The sequence below is a fragment of the Maritimibacter alexandrii genome, from assembly GCF_005871115.1.
Classification (GTDB): Bacteria; Pseudomonadota; Alphaproteobacteria; order Rhodobacterales; family Rhodobacteraceae; genus Maritimibacter; species Maritimibacter alkaliphilus.
The window spans coordinates 485041-502140 of the sequence record NZ_SWKQ01000009.1 but is presented as its reverse complement, the minus strand read 5'-3'; the positions used below and the strand labels follow the sequence as shown (position 1 = coordinate 502140).

Genomic DNA, 17100 nt, shown 5'->3' with positions numbered 1-17100 from the left:
GCCATGACCGACACCCAGCAGCTCGACACCGACGCCGTCGCCAAGTGGCTGGAAGCCAATATGGACGGCTTTCAGGGGCCGATCACGGCCGAGAAGTTCAACGTCGGCCAGTCGAACCCGACCTTCCGGCTCGACACCCCTACGGGTCCGTATGTTCTGCGGCGAAAGCCGCCCGGGCAGCTTCTGAAATCGGCCCATGCGGTAGATCGCGAGTTTCGGGTGCAGTCGGCGCTGGCGGATACGGACGTGCCGGTCGCCAAGATGCATGTCCTTTGCGAAGACCCCGACGTGATCGGCTCGGATTTCTACGTGATGGAGGCGGTCGCGGGCCGCAACATCGACGACCCGCGCATCCCGGACGTGTCGAACGAGGAACGCGCGGCGATCTATGCCGAAATGTGCCGCGTGCTCGCCGCGATCCACGAGGTCGATATCGAGGCCGTTGGTCTGTCGGACTATGGCCCGCCGGGGAACTACTTCGAGCGCCAGATCGGGCGCTGGACCAAGCAGTATCGCGCTTCCAAGACCGAAAGCATCGCGGACATGGATGCGCTGATCGACTGGCTTCCGACGAACATACCCGAAGACGATCAGCGGCGGCTGGTGCATGGCGACTACCGCATCGACAACATGCTGTTCGAGACGGACGGGCCGCGCTGCGCCGCCGTGCTGGACTGGGAGCTATCGACCATCGGGCATCCTTATGCCGATCTCGCCTCGCTCCTCATGCAGTGGCAGATGCCGCCGGGGGCCGAGGGGCGGGGGCTGGCTGGCGTGGACCGGGCGGCGCTGGGTATCCCGACCGACGAGGAGTTTCTTGCGATGTATTGCCAGCGGCGTGGGCTGCCGGGGATTGCGGGCATGAACTTCTACCTCGCCTTCGCGTTCTTCCGCATGGGGGCGATCATTCAGGGCGTCTATAAACGGGCGCTCGACGGCAATGCGTCGAACCCGGAACGCGCAATGCGGCTGGGCAAGGCGGTTCCACAATTCGCGGCAGGGGGGCTGAAGGCGGCGCATGGCTGAATTCGACGGAAAAGTGGTGCAAATCACCGGCGCGGCTTCGGGTTTCGGCGCGATGGCGGCGACGGAGTTCGCGCGGGCGGGCGCAAAGCTGATGCTGTCCGACATCAATGGCGACGGGCTGGACGAGGTCGCGCGCAATCTCGAAAGCCTCGGGGCCGAGGTGGTTGCCGACGCGCTGTCGGTGTCCGACGACGCTGCGATGCGGGCGCATATCGAAAAGGGCGTGGACCGCTTCGGACGGCTCGACATCGCACTGAACAATGCCGGGATCGGGGGCGGGCTGGCGCGGCTGCCGGACATACCGCTCGACACCTACGATCAGATCATGGAGATCAACGCGAAGGGCGTCTTTATCGGGATGCGACATCAGTTGCCGGTGATGCTGAAGCAGGGGGCGGGGTCGATCCTGAACACCGCCTCGGCTGCGGGGCTGGTCGGGTCGGGGCAGCTTTCGGCCTATGCCGCATCGAAGCACGCGGTGATCGGCATGACCAAGGCCGCCGCCGACGAGGTCGCGCGCAAGGGCATTCGCGTGAACGCGATCTGCCCCAGCTTCGCGTCCACCCCGATGGTCGAGGCGATGGGCGATGCGATGGGCGAACGCCACGGCGTCAGCCGGGACGATGCGTACGGCATGATCGCCAGCCGTGTTCCGATGCGCCGGGTGGCGGACCCAATGGAGGTGGTGCAGGCGATGCTCTGGATCGTCTCGGACGCGAACACGTTCATGACAGGCCAATCCATTTCGATTGATGGGGGCCTGACCGCTGTATAAAGGGGACTGTCATGGGTAAGGACGATCTGATCGACGACATCGACGCGGATGGTGACCGCAAGTTCGTGACCGCGCTTGCGCGGGGTCTCGACGTGCTCAGATGCTTCCGGCCCTATGAAACGAACCTGACCAATCAGGAAATCGCGCAGCGCACGGGCCTGCCGAAACCGACGATTTCACGTCTGACGCATACGCTGCGCAAGCTCGACTATCTCGTCTATTCCGAACGCACCGGCACCTACCGCCTTGGCGCGGGGGTTCTGGCCTTGGGCTTCGGAGTGCTGTCGTCTATCGAGATGACCGACCGCGCCCGGGAGGAACTGGCCGCCCTGTGCGATGAGGGGCCGAACCCGCACATCACCTCGGCGCTGGCCGAACAGCACCGGATGCGCGCGGTTTATACGACCGTTCATCGGTCGAAAGAGGCGATTGCCCTGACGATCAACGTCGGTGCGCGGCTGCCTCTGTTCTACTCGGCCATAGGTCGCGCTATCCTTGTCGGCATGACGGAGAAACAGCGAACCGCACTGGTGGATCAGGGGCTCGCGCAACTGCCCGACGAGCGGGAGCGGATCATCTCATCGGTCGAAAAGGGCCTGCGCGACTATGAAGAGCACGGGCTTTGCACCGGCTTCGGGGAGTGGCGCAAAGATGTGAACGGGCTGGCGGTGCCGGTGTTTTCCCTGAACGGCGACCGGATCTATGGGTTGAACGTCGGGGGGCCGTCGTTCTTCGTCGAGCCGGATCAACTGCTTGAACACTATGCCGAGCGGGTGAAGCGCGCGGCGCATAACCTGTCGTCGGGGGCACCGGGGAAACCGGCGGCGTGAGCCTCGACCCGTCGCTCATCGAAGACCCGTATGAATTCCAGAAGCTTCTGGGGTTCGAGATCGAGGACTGGTCCGAGGACTATGCCCGATTCAGGCTGCCGATCACCGACAAGCTGGGCAACCGTTATGGCATTCCGCATGGCGGCGTCTACGCGACCCTGATCGACACGGTCATGGGGTTCGCTGCCTGCTACACGGGCGACCCGGAAACGCGGCGGCTGGCGATGACCCTTTCCCTGAACGTGAATTACCTGGCGCAGCCCAAGGGCACGGTCCTGATCGCCGAGGGTCGGCGGACGGGCGGGGGGCGCAAGAGTGTCTTCGCCGAAGCGTCGATCACCGATGACACCGGGGTGACGGTCGCGACCGGGACGGGCGTTTTCCGGTATCGCTCTACCTGACATTTGGAGTTTGCCGGGTGTGCATGGGGCCGTGATCGGTGCCTGTTCGCAATACCAGAATACTAGGATTCTAGTATCCTAGGCGGCTCTCAATGCCTTTGAATATATCATAAAATCAGTGGCTTGCTTGATTTTCCGCGTCGCCCGGCGCCGTGAAAAAGTTAATGCGGGGCGATGGCCCCGCATTGGAATTCGCAAGATCAACCCGCCCGATCAGGCCGCGTAGGTCGCGATCACACGTTCGAGGTGGTAGTCCACATCACCCAGTTGCGCGTCGATCATGACGAGCCGTTTGGCATAGTGGCTGACCGCGGCCTCCCAGGTCATAGCGATGCCGCCATGCATCTGGATCGCTTCCTCGGCCACCAGCCGCGCCGCCCGGCCGATCAGAGTCTTGGCCATTGCGACGAACTTCGCCTGCTCCTCGGTGCCCATCTTGCTCGCGGCGAGGATGGTGATGGACCGGGCCTGTTCGATCTCGGTCACAAGGTCCACGGCCCGGTGTTGCAGGGCCTGAAACTTGCCGATGGCCACGCCGAACTGCTTTCGCGTGCGCAGATAGTCGAGCAGGATTTCGTTGGTCGCATCCATCGCGCCGACAGCCTCGGCGCACAGGGCGAGGCGACCTGCGTCCAGCGCGTCTTCGAGCGCGGCGGTGGCATCGGCGAGCACTTCCGTCCCCGGCGTGGCGTCGAGGAACAGTTCCGCCGCGCCGCCGCCATCGATCAAGGCGTAGCCCGTGACCTGCGCGTCCGAGGCCTTGACCTCATAGACCGCGAGGGTGCCACCGGATCTGGCCGCGACGAGGAACACCTTGGCATCAGCGCCGCCATAGACCACGGCCTTGCGGCCCGTCAGCTTGCCGTCCTTCGCCTCGGTCTCGATCGCGTCGAGGTCGTAGGGCGCGTCGAGTTCGCCGATGGCGACCGCGTAGCGCACCGAACCGTCGAGGAGCGCCGACTGGTCGGCCCCGGCGGCGGTCAGCAGTTTCGAGGCCAAGAGCGAACCGAGAACCGGGGCGGGGCAAATGCCGCGCCCGAGCGCCTCGAACACCGTCGTGATGTCGAAGCCAGCGCCGCCGAACCCGCCCGCATCCTCGGGCGCGAGGGCGTAGAGCACGCCCAACTCGCACATCTCGGCCCAGAGCGCGGTGTCGTGGAACGGCAAGTCGTAGGCCACTTTCACGCGGTGGTCGTAGCCGTATTTGTCCGAAATGAAGCGGTTCAGCGAGTCCGATAGCATCCGGCGGTCTTCGGTCAGGGAAAAGTCCATGTCAGAGCTCCAGCATCGCTTTGGTCAGGATGTTTCGCTGGATCTCGTTCGACCCCCCGAAAATCGACAGTTTGCGGTTGTTGAAATAGTCGGCGGCGTTGTTCACGTCGCCCGCTTCGACGAGGGCGGCGTTGCCGAACATCGCCTCGGACGGGAAGGGGGCCGCGGCCGGACCCAGCGCGCGGCGGCTGAGGTCGTTCAACGCCTGACGGATCACGGTTCCCTTGATCTTGAGGATCGAGGTTTCCGGCCCAGGCGCGCCCTGCGTCTGTGCGGTGTAGAGCATCCGAAGGTTGGTGATCTTCATCGCCTCAAGCTCGATATCGACATCCGCGATCCGGGCGGCGAAAAGCGGGTTCTCGATCAGCGGCTTGCCGTTCCGCTTGGTCCGGCGCGCGAGCGCCTTGACCTCTTCCAGCGCCTTCATGCTGAACCCGACACCCGCGATGTTGGTGCGCTCGTGACCCAGCAGGAACTTGGCGATGGTCCAGCCCATGTTCTCTTCGCCCACGAGGTTCGCGGCAGGCACGCGGACGTCGGTGAAGAACACTTCGTTCACCTCGTGGCCGCCTTCGATCAGCTTGATCGGGCGCATCTCGATCCCCGGCGTGGCGAGGTCGACGAGGATGAAGCTGATCCCCTCCTGCGGCTTGCCGTCGGTCTTGGTGCGCACGAGGCAGAAGATCCAGTCGGCGTGCTGGCCGAGCGTGGTCCATGTCTTTTGCCCGTTGATGACGTATTCGTCACCATCGCGCACCGCGCGGGTCTTGAGCGAGGCAAGGTCCGATCCGGCGCCCGGTTCGGAATAGCCCTGACACCACCAGTCGGTCCCGTCGAGGATGCGGGGCAGATAGTGGTCCTGCTGTTCTTTCGATCCGAATTTCTGAAGAACCGGCCCCAGCATGGCGAGGCCGAAGGGCACGATGCGCGGCGCGTTGGCGCGCGCGGCCTCTTCCTCGAAAATGTGCTTCTCCACGGGCGACCAGCCGGTGCCACCGAATTCGACCGGCCAGCCATAGGCGAGCCAGCCCTTGTCGTTCAGGATCGCGTGCCAGCGTTCCATGTCGTGTTTTTCCAGCTCTCCGCCGATCCGCACCTTTTCGGCAAGGTCGTCGGGCAGGTTGTCGGCAAGGAACGTGCGCACCTCATCGCGGAACGCCTCCTCTTCCTTGGTGAAGCTCAGGTCCATCTCACCCCTCCTTGTTCAGATCGGCAAAGGTCGTCCCGTCCTCGGCCATACGCCGCAGGATCGCGGGCACTTTCCAGTAATACGCATCATCCTCGGCATAGCGTTCAATCCGCGCGACGAGTTCTTTCGCGCCGATGGTGTCCGCATAGTGAAGCGGGCCGCCGCGGAAGCGCGGGAAGCCGTAGCCGAACAGGAACACCGCATCCACGTCGATGGGCCGCAGCGCGATCCCCTCTTCGACCACGCGCGCGGCTTCGGAGATCATGGCGGTCATGTAGCGCTCGACGATCTCTTCGTCGGTGAACGGCTTGGGCGTGATGCCTTTGGCCGCCTGTTCCGCGTCGATGATTTCCAGCGCACGGGGGTTCGGGCGGATGCCCTCGTCGTCGTAGATGTAGAACCCCGATCCGGTCTTGCGGCCAAACATGCCCTCTTCGCAGATCTTGTCGTGGATGCGCACGTAGCGTTCGTCGTTCGGGCGTGTTGCCGACATGCGTTTGCGGTTGGCCCAGCCGATGTCGAGGCCTGCGAGGTCGCCGACCTTGTAAGGCCCCATCGCGAAACCGAAATCCTCAAGCGCGTTGTCGATCTGCTGTGGGCTCGCACCATCCTCCATCAGGTATCCGGCGGTCTTGCCGTAATAGGCGAGGATGCGGTTGCCGATGAAGCCGTCGCAGACGCCGGCGCGCACGCCGACCTTCTTCATCTTCTTGGCCAGCGCAAAGCCGGTGGCGACCACTTCCGGCGCGGTCTTGTCGGCGACCACGACTTCGAGCAGGCGCATGAGGTTCGCGGGCGAGAAGAAGTGAAGGCCGATCACATCTGCGGGCCGGGACGTGGCCGAGGCGATTTCGTTGATGTCCAGATAGGACGTGTTCGACGCCAGAATGGCCCCCGGTTTGCAGATCTTGTCGAGCTGACCGAAGATGTCCTTCTTCACGTCCATATTCTCGAACACCGCCTCGATCACGAGGTCGACGTCGGATAGCGATTCCATGTCGGTCGACGGTTCAAGCCGCGCTATCGCGTCGTCGCGCTTGGCCTCGCTCATCTTGCCGCGTTTCACGGCACCGTCGAGGTTTCCTGTGATGAAGCCGACGCCCTTGTCGAGCCCCTCCTGCGAAATCTCGATCAGGCGCACCGCGAAGCCCGAGGTCAGGGCCGCCGTGGCGATGCCGGACCCCATCGTGCCGCCGCCGATGACGCCGATCTTTGCGATCTCGCGCGGCGTCGCCTTGCCTTCGGGGATCTTCGACACGGCGCGTTCGGCGAAGAAGGCGTGGCGCATCCCCTGCGACGCGGGGTCTTTCAGCCCTTCCATGAAACTCTTGCGCTCATAGGCCATGCCGTCGGCCATCGGGCCGGTCGACATCCTGACGGCTTCGATCATGTTCGGCGCGGTCGGGTGGTGCTTCATCTTCTTCGCGACCATCTTGGCCGCATCGTCCAGCGCGGCTTCGTCCAGTTCGACGCCAAGGTCGCTGGTGCGGCGGGTCTTGAGCTTGCCCGCGAGCACGTCTTCGGCGGCGGCGAGCGCCACGTCGCGCGGCGCGCCCGCCTCGAGCCCGTCGATCAGGCCCATCGACAACGCCTCTTCGCCCGAGACCTGCCGCCCGGACAGGGCCATGTCGAGCGTGTTCTTCATCCCCATCAGGCGCGGCCCGCGCTGGGTGCCGGACGCGCCGGGCAACAGGCCAAGGTCCACCTCGGGCAGACCGACGCGCAGCCCCTTGACCCCCACGCGCGCGTGGGTGCCCATGCAGATTTCCAGACCACCGCCAAGCGCGGTGCCGTGCGGGGCAGAGATCACGGGTTTTTCGCTCGCCTCGATCGCGTTGATCGTGTCGGGCAGCGACGGCTCCAGCGGCGTCTTCCCGAACTCCTTGATGTCGGCACCTGCGACGAAGGTGCGTCCTGCGGCGTAGATTGCGATGACCTCGATCCCGGCGTCCGCGTTGGCGGCGGCGACCGCGTCGACCAGCCCCTGTCGCACGGCTTGGCCCGAGGCGTTGACGGGCGGGTTGTCGATGCAGATCAGCCCGACCTTGCCCACACGTTCGAGGGTCATGACGTCGTTGATCTTGGTGGTCTCACTCATGGGTGGCTCTGTCCTCTGTCAGGTCGCGACCGCCGCATCCCGCTCGTCGAGCAGGTGGGCGAAAGTCTCGGTCAGTTTGTGTTTCAGAATCTTCCCGGTCGCTGCCGCCGGGAACTGTTCGATGATGAAGATATGCTGGGGCACCTTGTAGGGCACGAGGTGCTCGTGAAGAAAGGCCTTGAGATCCGCTTCCGACACGCCGGGCTTCGCGGTGACGAACGCCAGCACCTCTTCGTTGCCGGATACGCGACGCCCGACGACGGCGGTCTGGTAGACGTCGGGATGGCGTGTGAGCATCGCTTCGACTTCCGGCGGGTAGATGTTGAAGCCCGACCGAATGATGAGTTCCTTCTTGCGGCCCATGATCCAAAGCGTTCCGTCCGGGTCGATCTTCGCGAAATCCCCGGACCGGAAGAACCCGTCCTCGCGAATGGCGGCCCGCGTCGCTTCGGGGTTTCGGTAGTAGCCCTTCATGATGTTGGGGCCACGGATCAGAAGCTCTCCGATCCCCTCGTCATCCGGCTCGTCGATGATGCATTCCACACCGTCGAGGATCTGGCCGCAGGACGTGTCGTCGCGCGGGGTGTCGCGCCGAGTGCCCGACACGCCGGGAGAGGTTTCGGTCAGGCCATAGCCGTTCTGGAGATGCAGGCCGAAGGTCGCTTCGATCTTTTCCTTCCACTCGGGGTCCAGCGGCGCCCCGCCGGATGAGATGTAGCGCAGGTTCGGGGCGTCGGGCGGTGTGCCACGCTTTGCGAGTTCGGCGAGGATCGCCTGATACATCTGCGGCACGGCGGGCATGACGCTGCCGCCTTCGGCGAAGGCGTCGAGGATTGCGGGCGCCGAGAAGCGCGGCAGGAACCGGATCGCGCTGCCCCCGGCAAGCGAGGCGAGGAAGACCGAGGCGAAGCCGAAGATATGCGTGCCGGGCAAAACGCCGACCACCAGATCGCCGGGGGCCATCCCACGCAGGCGCGCCGATATTTCCGCGTTCCAGATCAGGTTCCCATGGGTGAGCATGACCCCCTTGGGGGCAGATGTGGTCCCGGTCGTGTAAATCAGAGCCGCGACGGCATCGCGCGGTGTCCCGGTCTCGGGTTCGGGCGCGGTGTTTTCGCCGGGCAGGGGGCCAGCCACCAGAACGTCGCCGCAAGACAGGGTGCCGCGCGACGTCGCGCCAAGTCGGTCGGCATGGGCTGCGGACGGCACAGATGCCTCGGGCGTGAAGATCGCGAAGCGGGCGCCTGCGTGGTTGCGCAGGGCGTCCAGTTCATCGTCGGACATGCGGGCGTTCACGGGCATGACCCAGGCACCGAGGCGGCTCGCCGCGAGAATCGCGATGGCATAGGTGGCGCAGTTTTCCGAAACGATCATCAGCCGGTCGCCGCGCTCGACCCCTGCGGCTTTGAGCATCCCGGCCATGGTATCGGCCATGGCTTCGACATCCCCGAAGCTGTAGTGCGCCCCGTCATGGTCGACGATTGCAAGGGCGTCGGGCGACTGCCCGCGGGTCAGTTCGTGAATGCGATCCATTGATCCTCCCTCGGGCTCTGGCGGCCCGTATTCGGACCGTAGTCCAGCAAAGCGAGCAGGTCAATATTGTGAAACGACCGTTTGCATTGCGGAATAATGGCCGACCAGATGGTCGATTATTCACGCCCCATTGCGCCGCGGTCAAGTCTGGTCCTGTCCGCCGCCGATCAGGCTGCACGATCTGGCGCGGATCGCCTTAACCGTTATAGTCCCGCCCATGACGACGATCCCCACGACACCGCCCGAAGACGCAGAAAAGCGCCGCGCGATCGCGCCGGTGATCTGTTATCCGACCGACACGCTACCTGCGCCCGATCTTGCGCTCTATCGGGCGGCGCGGCGGACGGCGCGGAAGGTGGGCGAGGTGCTCGTCCCGCCCCGTGACGCTGCGACCTTCACCGTCCCGGCTGGGTCGTTCTTCCGGATTTCGAGCGTCGAGGGGCCGCAGGTCGGTGACCTGAACCTGTGGAACGCGCAGGATTTGTCGGAGCGATTCTACTCCGGCAAGACCCGCGCCCTTCATGGCACGCATCTGACGGCGGGCGAGCGGATGTGGTCGAGCTTTCCGGGCATGCGGCCGATCGCGACCATCACCGAAGATACGCTCGGCTGGTATGGGATCGACAGCTTCGGCGGTTCGGTCCACGACGTGATCGGCACGCGCTGCGATCCTTACACCAACAATCTGCTGTCGGGCGGACAGTATCACCACTGTTGCCATTCCAACCTGACGCGGGCGCTGGCGGATCACCTTGGGGTCTGTCCGGCCGAGGCCGAGCCGCATGTGCATGACGTGCTGAACGTGTTCATGTGCACCGGCTTCACGCGCGACACGGGGCAGTATTTCATGAAGGCCTCGCCCGTGCGCCCCGGCGATTATCTGGAGTTTTTCGCCGAGATCGACCTTCTCGGCGCCCTGTCGGCCTGTCCCGGCGGCGATTGTTCGTCCGAGCACTCGTCGGACACTGCTGCCTGCCATCCGCTGCTGGTCGAAGTCTTCACGCCCGAGGCCGCGCTGGGCGGTTGGACGCCGCCCGCACTAAACGGCTACGACCGCAGTCACGGGCGCTGAACCGGATCAGGCGGTTTTTCGGGTCCGTGCGCGGCCTTCCCACAACCAAGCGGCAACGGCGAGGCCGGCCGCGATCAGCAGCATGAGCCACGGGGGCGCGAGCGGCATGACGCGCAGGTTTTCGACCACGTATGCCCCGCGCGGGGTGTAGCCGATCCAGCCGCGACCGATGGCGGCGCGGCCCGCGTTGACCGACCGAAGCTGCGGATTGCCTTCTTCGATGGCGGCCGTCCCGCCACGCATCGCGCCCATGATCGGGGCGAGGGGGTCACCGCTGGCGATGGTTTCCTCGAATTCCTTGGGCGAAGCGGGGCCGACCGCGACGACCGATGTCTGGTCGCCCTCTTCGAGCCGGAACAGACCGATCTGGGCCGAGGCGAATTCCGAGCGGTAGAGACCGGGCGCGACCTCTTCCATCTGCACCTCTTCCTCGGTCCCGTCCGGGCGGGTGACGGTGACGGATCTTGCGCCCTCGCTCATGGTGCGGCGGGTGATCGTGACCTGATTGCCGGTGGCTTCCGCGGTCAGCGCCTCTTCCTCCAATTCCGGTTCCTTCATCATCCAGTGGGCGAGGCGGCGCAGCAATTCCAGTTGCGGCCCGCCGCCCTCGAAGCCGCGATCCCAAAGCCACGCGTGGTCGGAGGCGAGGAGCGCGACGCGACCTTCGCCCACGCGGTCCAGTGTGAGGAGCGGACGGTCGCCCGCGCCCTGCATGACGGTCATGCCAGCGGTTTCTTCGAGTTCGACAAGGCGCATCCAGCGGCCCCAGCCGCCCTCGGGCGCGAAATCTTCGAGCCCGCGCGTCACGGGGTGGCGTTGACCCAACTCGGAGATCTGGGGTGAGAAACCTTCCTCGACCACCCGCGCGGTGGGTTCGCCGGGGAGCACCTGCCCGAGAGGTGAGCGCGCGAGGCTCTGGGCTGAGGCGAGGTCTGGGCCAGCCGCGACGAGAACGGCGCCGCCCTGTTCGATATAGTTGCGCACCGACAGGAGGTAGCTGGCGGGTAGGATGCCGCGTAGTTTGTAGCGGTCGAAGATGATGAGGTCGAACTCGTCGATCTTCTCCATGAACAGTTCCTGCGTCGGGAAGGCGATGAGCGACAGTTCCGAAACCGGCACCTCGTCCTGCTTTTCGGGCGGGCGCAGGATGGTGAAGTGGACGAGGTCCACCGCCGAATCCGACTTCAGAAGGTTGCGCCACGTGCGCGTGCCGGGATGCGGCTCGCCACTAACGAGCAGGACCCGCAGGCGATCGCGCACGCCGTTCATGGTGACGACGGCGGTGTTGTTGCGGTCTGTCAGCTCGCCGTCGAGCGTGGGCGTGGTGAACTGGATCACGTTCTGGCCGCCGTGGGTCAGCGTGATCGGCACGGTCAGCTCGCGGCCCGTGGGCACCTGAACCACTTCCGGCTCGCCGCCGTCGATCGAGATCGACAGGTCGACCAGTCCGCTTTCGTCCGCGTCCCCCATGTCGTCGATGCGCAGCCCGATCTGCTGCTCCTCGTCCAGAATGCCGAACGCCGGGGCGTTGGTGACCACCAGCCGCCGGTCCCAGTCCTCTTCCCGGCCGGTCCTGAGCAGATGCAGCGGGGCGGGCAGATCGGGCGCGGCTTCGAGATCGTGCAGGCGGCCGTCCGAGATCAGGACCATCCCGGCGACGCGGTCGCGCGGCACTTCGGCCAGCGCCTCGGCCAAGGTGGTCATGAGGAGAGAGCCGCGATTGTCCTCGCCGTCGCTCATCCGCGTGATGCGCAGTTCCAGACCTTCCGTCGCCGCAACGCGGGCGGTGAGCGCGTCCAGCGCCGCCTCGGTTTGCTCCGCGCGGTCCGACAGGCCCTGCGAGGCGCTTTCGTCCACGATGGCGAGCATGATGTCACCCTCGGGCGCGCGTTCTTCCATCTGAAGCGACGGCCCCGCGAGCGCGAGCAGAAGCGCCGCCGCGCCCAGCATCCTGAGTGCCCAGCCCTTGAGCCCGCGCCAGATGGCGAAGATCAGGATCGCGGCGACGATCCCGCCGGCGATCCAGAGGACCGGCCAGTCGAAGGCCGGGTCGAAGATAACGGACGAGGCGTTCATTGGCCGAGCCTTTCCAGCAGGGCAGGCACGTGGACCTGATCCGACTTGTAGTTGCCGGTGAGCACATGCATCACGAGGTTCACGCCGAAGCGATAAGCCATCTCGCGCTGCCGCTCGCCTGCAAAGCCCCGGCCCACCGGAAACATCGGCGATCCGTTCTCGTTCACCGCCCAGGCCGACGCCCAGTCGTTGCCGCCGATCAGAACCGGCGTCACCCCGTCGTTGAGGTTGCGAAACGGCATGCCCTCGGCCCGTTCGGCGTCGGGCGGCGAGCTTTCGACCCAGACCGACTGACCGAAATAGCGGCCCGGGAAATCGGCGAGCAGGTAGAAGGTGCGCGTCAGCACGTGATCGTTCGGGATCGGCTCCAGCGGCGGAATGTCGAGCGGGCGGGCCAGCGATCTCAGCCGTGTCCCTTCGGCCGTCGCGCCTGAGCCGAACCCGGCCACGTCCCCGTCACGCGTGTCGAACACGATCATGCCGCCACCGCGCAGATAGGCGTTGAGCTTGGCATAGGCTTCGGACGAGGGCGCGGGCTGGGTTTCCTCGACCGGCCAGTAGAGCAGGGGATAGACCGCGAGTTCGTCGGTCTCGATGTCGATCCCGACCGGGGCGACGGGTTCGACGGAGGTGCGGGCGAAAAGCTGTTGGCCGAGGCCCAGAAGCCCGGCCTCGGATACGCGGTCGAGTTGGGCGTTGCCCGTGCGCACATAGGCAAGAGTGACCTCGCCGGCGGCCGCGACCAGTGCCGCTTCGTCGATGGGGGTCGCCTCGGCCTCGTCCTGTGCGCGGGCGTATTGCGGCGCGATCATCAGGGCGACCCCGATCACCGCGGCGGTCGCCGCCGCCTTGCCGCGCTTGCCGCTCAGACGACCCGTGAGGAACAGCGAGGCGATCACGTCGATGGCCAGCGCCGCCAGCGCCAGCAGGAGAAGCCAGCCGGACAGATCGGTTTCTTCGCGCTCGCCCTGCCATTCGGGGACGACGCCCGCGGGCCAAGCGGCGGGGCGCAGCACGGTGTCTTCATCGATCACGTTGACGGCGACGCGGCGATCCTCGTCGGCATAAAGGCCCGGCGGCAGGTCGGGGCCGACGCCCTGTGTCAGTTCCTCGCCCGGCACGCCGGGCCGCTCGCCCGCGTCGTCGAGCGCGCCGAAGCCGTCGAGCAGGGTCTCGGGCACCCATGTCGTGCCCTCCAATTCGCCCGCGTCGGGCGTGCCGGTCCGGGTCGAAACCGCGAGGCGTTCGAGCATCTGAACGAACAGGCCCGACAGCGGAAGCGACGACCATTCGGCATTGGCCGACACGTGGATCAGTACGACCTGACCATCGGCCAGCGTCTTGCGGGTGACGAGCGGGGTGCCATCGACCAGTTCCGCGATGGTGCGCTCGGCCAGCAGGGGGCCGGGTTCGGCCAGAACCTGACTGGTGACTTCGATGTCATCGGGGATCGCGAGACCGTAGAACGGGCTGTCCTCGGGGAACGGGGCCAGCGTGCGGGGTTCACCCCAGCTCATCGCGCCGCCCACTTCGCGCCCGCCCACACGAAGACGCACGGGGAGAAGCGGATCTTCCTCCGCGCGGCCCGTGTCGGCAGCGGCAAGCCGTGGTCCGGCGAAGCGCAGCAGCAGGCCGCCCTCGGCCACCCATTCCTCCAGCGCGTCCTTGTCACTGGGCGCAAGCGCCGCGACATCGGCAAGGACGACCACATCGGGGCTGGCGGCGATCAGGTCGGACAGCGCGCCCTCCAGCACATCCGCGGTCGGCACGAGCGCTTCGCGCAGGTAGTGAAGCGGTGAAAGCAGTTCCAGCCCCTCTTCGCTGTCGCCGCCGATCAGCGCGACCTTGCGGCGGCGCAGGGTGTCGTCGGCCAGCGTCACGGTTCCGGCGCTGCGCACCCCCTCGACCTCGAACCGGGCGATCCGGTTGCGCAGTTCGGGGGGCAGGGAAATCTCGGTCACCGCTTCGGTCGCACCCTGTTCGAAGGTAAGCGTGGCGCGGGCCAGTTCGCGTTCGATGCCAGCCGGATCGGGGCCTTGGCCGGTCACCTCTATGCTTTGCGCGGCATCGGACGTGGAACGGGTGGCCGACAGACGCACTAAGCCGTCCGCGATCCGAGCCGGTTGCAGACCGATACGCGGGGCAGGCGGCTCCGACACCGTCAGCGCACCGCGCGACTGAAGCTCGCGGGCCAAGGCGGCGCGGGAGTCGCCCGCCAATCCGTCGGACAGCCAAAGCGTGTCGAACCCCTCGTCCACCGTGTCCAGCCAATCGAGCGCGGGCGCATGATCGACGGGCCACGCTTTCGGCAGAAGGCCGTCGAGCCGGGCTTGCGCGTCGGCGGCCGAGCGCAGGGGCAGGCCGCCTTCGGGTGGGAGGTCGTTCAGCGCCACCACGGCCACGCGGCGCCCGGTCGATGCCGCCGCCTCCAACCGCCGATCCGCAGCCTCGAGCCGCGGGCGCCAGTCGGGCGCGGCGGCGTAGCTGTCATCGACCAGCACGACCAGCGGGCCTGAGCCGGTCTCGACCGGCTCCGGGTTCAGGATCGGGCCGGAAAAGCCGAAGATCATCGCGGCGACGGCCAGCATCCGCAGAAGGAGAAGCCACCAAGGGGTTCGGTCGGCCTCGCTGTCCTCGTCCTCGAGACCCAGCAGAAGCGCGACACCCGGAAAGGCACGGCGGATCGGTGCGGGGGGGATCGCGCGCAGGATGATCCAGAGGATCGGCAGGGCGGCCAGCGCGATCAGCAGCCATGGGGTCACGAAACCGATGGGACCGAGCGTGAACATCAGGCGCGGCCCTCCAGCGCCTGATACATCCAAAGCAGCGCCGAGGCGGGGCTGTCATTGGTGTGATGCGTGTGAAACCGCCATCCGGTCAGTCCCGCCATCGCGGTCAGCCGTTCCTTGCGCCGTGCCAGCCGGGCCAGATAGCGATCCCGCAATTCACCGGCTTTGCGCGTTTCGAATTCAAGCGTGTTGCCCATCGAATGAAACACGGTGCGCCCGTCGAAGGGAAACGCCTCTTCCGAGGGGTCGAGCACCTGAAGCAGAACGCCTTGCACACCCCGGTCGGCGGCGGTCGCCAGCGCCTCTTCCACCGGGCCGGGGTCCGCCATGAAATCCGAGATGAAGACGGCCCGCGAATGGCGCGGCAGGATCGACACGTCCGGCACGCCGTAATCCTGCGGGGTCTTGTCCGCCAGACGTTCGGCCACGCGGCCAAGCTGGACCTCGCCGCGCATCGGGCGGATGCCCATATCGGTCAGCCCCACGCGTTCACCCGCCTGCACCAGCAGCACGGCGGCCGCGAGCGACAGGAGCGCGGCGCGGTCGGCCTTGGTGACAAGGTTCTTTTCCGACGAGAACTGCATCGACTGGCCGCGATCGACCCAGAAGACGACGGATTGCGCCGCCTGCCATTCTTTTTCGGCGACGAAATGGACGTCGGACCGGGCCGAGCGGCGCCAGTCGATCGACCTGGCGGGGTCGCCGGGTTGAGCCGTGCGGTATTGCCAGAAGGCATCGCCCATGCCGGGTCGGCGCCGCCCGTGTTCCCCCAGCACGACACCCCGGGCCAGTTGGCTGGCCTCGGCGAGCAGGGGGGGGAGCGGCGCGGCAAGCGCCTCGGCCCTTGGGCGCAGGGGAAGGGTCAAGCGGCGGCCTCGGACAGGCTCAGGCTTCCGACCACACCATCGATGATCCCGCCCAAAGATTCGCCACGGGCACGCGCCGCGTAGGTCAGCGCCATCCGGTGAATGAGCACCGGGCGGGCCAGTGCGCGCACGTCGTCGGGGCCGGGGGCGAGCCGCCCGTCCATCAGCGCACGTGCACGGGTCAGCAGCATCAGCGCCTGCGCGGCACGGGGGCCGGGGCCCCAGGCGACGGATTCGCGCACCGTGTCGGGGGCGGACGTGTCGTCAGGGCGGCAGGCCCGCACGAGGTCGAGGATCATTTCGACGATGTTCTCGCCCACCGGCATCCGGCGGAGCAGGCGCTGCGCGGCGATCAGGTCGTCGGTGTTGAACACGGCGCTCGCCTGTTCCTCGTCCGCGCCGGTCGTGGCCAGAATGATGTCACGCTCGGCATCGCGGTCCGGGTATTCGACATCCACCTGCAAGAGAAAGCGGTCGAGCTGCGCTTCGGGCAGCGGATAGGTGCCTTCCTGCTCCAGCGGGTTCTGGGTCGCCAGCACGTGAAACGGCTTGTCGAGCGCGTGTTCGTGGCCCGCGACCGTCACCGCGCGTTCCTGCATCGCCTGAAGCAGCGCCGACTGCGTGCGCGGCGACGCCCGGTTGATCTCGTCGGCCAGCAGGAGCTGGCAGAACACCGGACCCTGAATGAACCGGAACGAACGGGTGCCGTCGGCGCCCTCTTCCAGAACCTCGGAGCCGAGGATGTCGGCGGGCATCAGGTCGGGCGTGAACTGGATGCGCCCACCCGACAGACCCATGACGGTCGACAGCGTTTCCACCAGCCGTGTCTTGCCCAGACCCGGCAGACCGATCAGAAGCGCGTGACCCCCGGCCAGCATCGCCGCCATGACCTGTTCGACCACGGTGTCCTGTCCGATGATCCGCTTGGCCACCATGCTGCGCGCCTCGGCCAGCCGGCCCCCGAGCGCCTCGATATCTGCCACGAGGTCTTCTGCTTCGTCCATGACACGTCTCCGATCTGTTCGTCGGGATCAGTAAAGGGCAAGGACCGGGGGGAAGCAAATGACAGTTATGACAAAAGCCGTTCACGGCACCGTGTCGGCGGCCCTTGCGGAAAATCGAGGCGGATTCTCGCTGTTCGCGTGCCGGAATAGAACGCCGACTGCCCGTGCG

13 protein-coding genes are annotated in these 17100 nt (G+C 66.3%); 5 read left to right on the top strand and 8 right to left on the bottom strand.

The features are described 5' to 3' along the window. Positions 1-3 precede the first annotated feature (3 nt). Genes FCT00_RS03255 through FCT00_RS03240 form a run of 4 tightly spaced genes read left to right on the top strand, consistent with a single transcriptional unit; the run spans position 4 to position 3032 of the window. A complete protein-coding gene (locus tag FCT00_RS03255; protein WP_138421822.1) occupies positions 4-1026 on the top strand; it encodes a phosphotransferase family protein in 1023 nt (340 codons plus the stop codon). Then, positions 1019-1801, top strand: coding sequence for an SDR family NAD(P)-dependent oxidoreductase (locus FCT00_RS03250; protein WP_138421821.1), 783 nt, complete (start codon positions 1019-1021; stop codon positions 1799-1801). Before FCT00_RS03255 ends, FCT00_RS03250 begins: the two co-directional genes overlap by 8 nt. Positions 1802-1812: 11 nt before the next feature. Then, entirely contained in the window at positions 1813-2631 is an 819-nt protein-coding gene (locus FCT00_RS03245; RefSeq protein ID WP_008334005.1) for an IclR family transcriptional regulator, read from the top strand. Continuing rightward, on the top strand, positions 2628-3032 hold the full coding sequence (locus FCT00_RS03240; protein WP_138421820.1) for a PaaI family thioesterase: 405 nt from the start codon (positions 2628-2630) through the stop codon (positions 3030-3032). The genes FCT00_RS03245 and FCT00_RS03240 overlap by 4 nt, the downstream gene beginning before the upstream one ends. A 213-nt stretch (positions 3033-3245) precedes the next feature. Here the strand turns inward: FCT00_RS03240 and FCT00_RS03235 are convergent, their stop codons facing one another. Genes FCT00_RS03235 through FCT00_RS03220 form a run of 4 tightly spaced genes read right to left on the bottom strand, consistent with a single transcriptional unit; the run spans position 3246 to position 9124 of the window. After that, positions 3246-4304: an acyl-CoA dehydrogenase family protein gene (locus FCT00_RS03235; RefSeq protein WP_138421819.1), complete on the bottom strand. Its 1059-nt coding sequence runs from the start codon at positions 4302-4304 to the stop codon at positions 3246-3248. Position 4305: 1 nt separating this feature from the next. Then, positions 4306-5493 (bottom strand): acyl-CoA dehydrogenase family protein, encoded by a 1188-nt coding sequence (locus FCT00_RS03230; RefSeq protein ID WP_138421818.1) that lies wholly within the window; start codon positions 5491-5493, stop codon positions 4306-4308. 1 nt (position 5494) lies between these two features. Further along, on the bottom strand, positions 5495-7591 hold the full coding sequence (locus FCT00_RS03225) for a 3-hydroxyacyl-CoA dehydrogenase NAD-binding domain-containing protein (protein ID WP_138421817.1): 2097 nt from the start codon (positions 7589-7591) through the stop codon (positions 5495-5497). An 18-nt stretch (positions 7592-7609) separates the two neighbouring features. Then, positions 7610-9124, bottom strand: a complete 1515-nt coding sequence (locus FCT00_RS03220; protein ID WP_138421816.1) for a class I adenylate-forming enzyme family protein — start codon at positions 9122-9124, stop codon at positions 7610-7612. Between the two features lie 217 nt (positions 9125-9341). Here FCT00_RS03220 and FCT00_RS03215 point away from each other — a divergent pair, with 217 nt between their 5' ends. Beyond that, entirely contained in the window at positions 9342-10196 is an 855-nt protein-coding gene (locus FCT00_RS03215; RefSeq protein ID WP_138421815.1) for an urea carboxylase-associated family protein, read from the top strand. 6 nt (positions 10197-10202) lie between these two features. On the opposite strand, the gene FCT00_RS03210 is transcribed toward FCT00_RS03215, so the two are convergent. Genes FCT00_RS03210 through FCT00_RS03195 form a run of 4 tightly spaced genes read right to left on the bottom strand, consistent with a single transcriptional unit; the run spans position 10203 to position 16931 of the window. After that, complete coding sequence (locus FCT00_RS03210; RefSeq protein WP_138421814.1) at positions 10203-12272, bottom strand: hypothetical protein; 2070 nt, start codon at positions 12270-12272, stop codon at positions 10203-10205. After that, positions 12269-15061: a DUF4159 domain-containing protein gene (locus FCT00_RS03205; protein WP_138421813.1), complete on the bottom strand. Its 2793-nt coding sequence runs from the start codon at positions 15059-15061 to the stop codon at positions 12269-12271. The genes FCT00_RS03210 and FCT00_RS03205 overlap by 4 nt, the downstream gene beginning before the upstream one ends. Next, complete coding sequence (locus tag FCT00_RS03200; RefSeq protein WP_040885145.1) at positions 15061-15927, bottom strand: DUF58 domain-containing protein; 867 nt, start codon at positions 15925-15927, stop codon at positions 15061-15063. The genes FCT00_RS03205 and FCT00_RS03200 overlap by 1 nt, the downstream gene beginning before the upstream one ends. Next, the gene (locus FCT00_RS03195) at positions 15924-16931 is read right to left on the bottom strand and encodes an AAA family ATPase (protein WP_138421812.1); all 1008 of its coding nucleotides are present in this window, start codon (positions 16929-16931) and stop codon (positions 15924-15926) included. The genes FCT00_RS03200 and FCT00_RS03195 overlap by 4 nt, the downstream gene beginning before the upstream one ends. Positions 16932-17100 lie beyond the last annotated feature (169 nt).

Coding starts and splice junctions, on each gene's coding strand:
- FCT00_RS03255 (WP_138421822.1), top strand. CDS start 4: ATGACCGACACCCAGCAGCTCGACACCGACGCCGTCGCCAAGTGGCTG.
- FCT00_RS03250 (WP_138421821.1), top strand. CDS start 1,019: ATGGCTGAATTCGACGGAAAAGTGGTGCAAATCACCGGCGCGGCTTCG.
- FCT00_RS03245 (WP_008334005.1), top strand. CDS start 1,813: ATGGGTAAGGACGATCTGATCGACGACATCGACGCGGATGGTGACCGC.
- FCT00_RS03235 (WP_138421819.1), bottom strand. CDS start 4,304: ATGGACTTTTCCCTGACCGAAGACCGCCGGATGCTATCGGACTCGCTG.
- FCT00_RS03230 (WP_138421818.1), bottom strand. CDS start 5,493: ATGGACCTGAGCTTCACCAAGGAAGAGGAGGCGTTCCGCGATGAGGTG.
- FCT00_RS03225 (WP_138421817.1), bottom strand. CDS start 7,591: ATGAGTGAGACCACCAAGATCAACGACGTCATGACCCTCGAACGTGTG.
- FCT00_RS03220 (WP_138421816.1), bottom strand. CDS start 9,124: ATGGATCGCATTCACGAACTGACCCGCGGGCAGTCGCCCGACGCCCTT.
- FCT00_RS03215 (WP_138421815.1), top strand. CDS start 9,342: ATGACGACGATCCCCACGACACCGCCCGAAGACGCAGAAAAGCGCCGC.
- FCT00_RS03210 (WP_138421814.1), bottom strand. CDS start 12,272: ATGAACGCCTCGTCCGTTATCTTCGACCCGGCCTTCGACTGGCCGGTC.
- FCT00_RS03205 (WP_138421813.1), bottom strand. CDS start 15,061: ATGTTCACGCTCGGTCCCATCGGTTTCGTGACCCCATGGCTGCTGATC.
- FCT00_RS03195 (WP_138421812.1), bottom strand. CDS start 16,931: ATGGACGAAGCAGAAGACCTCGTGGCAGATATCGAGGCGCTCGGGGGC.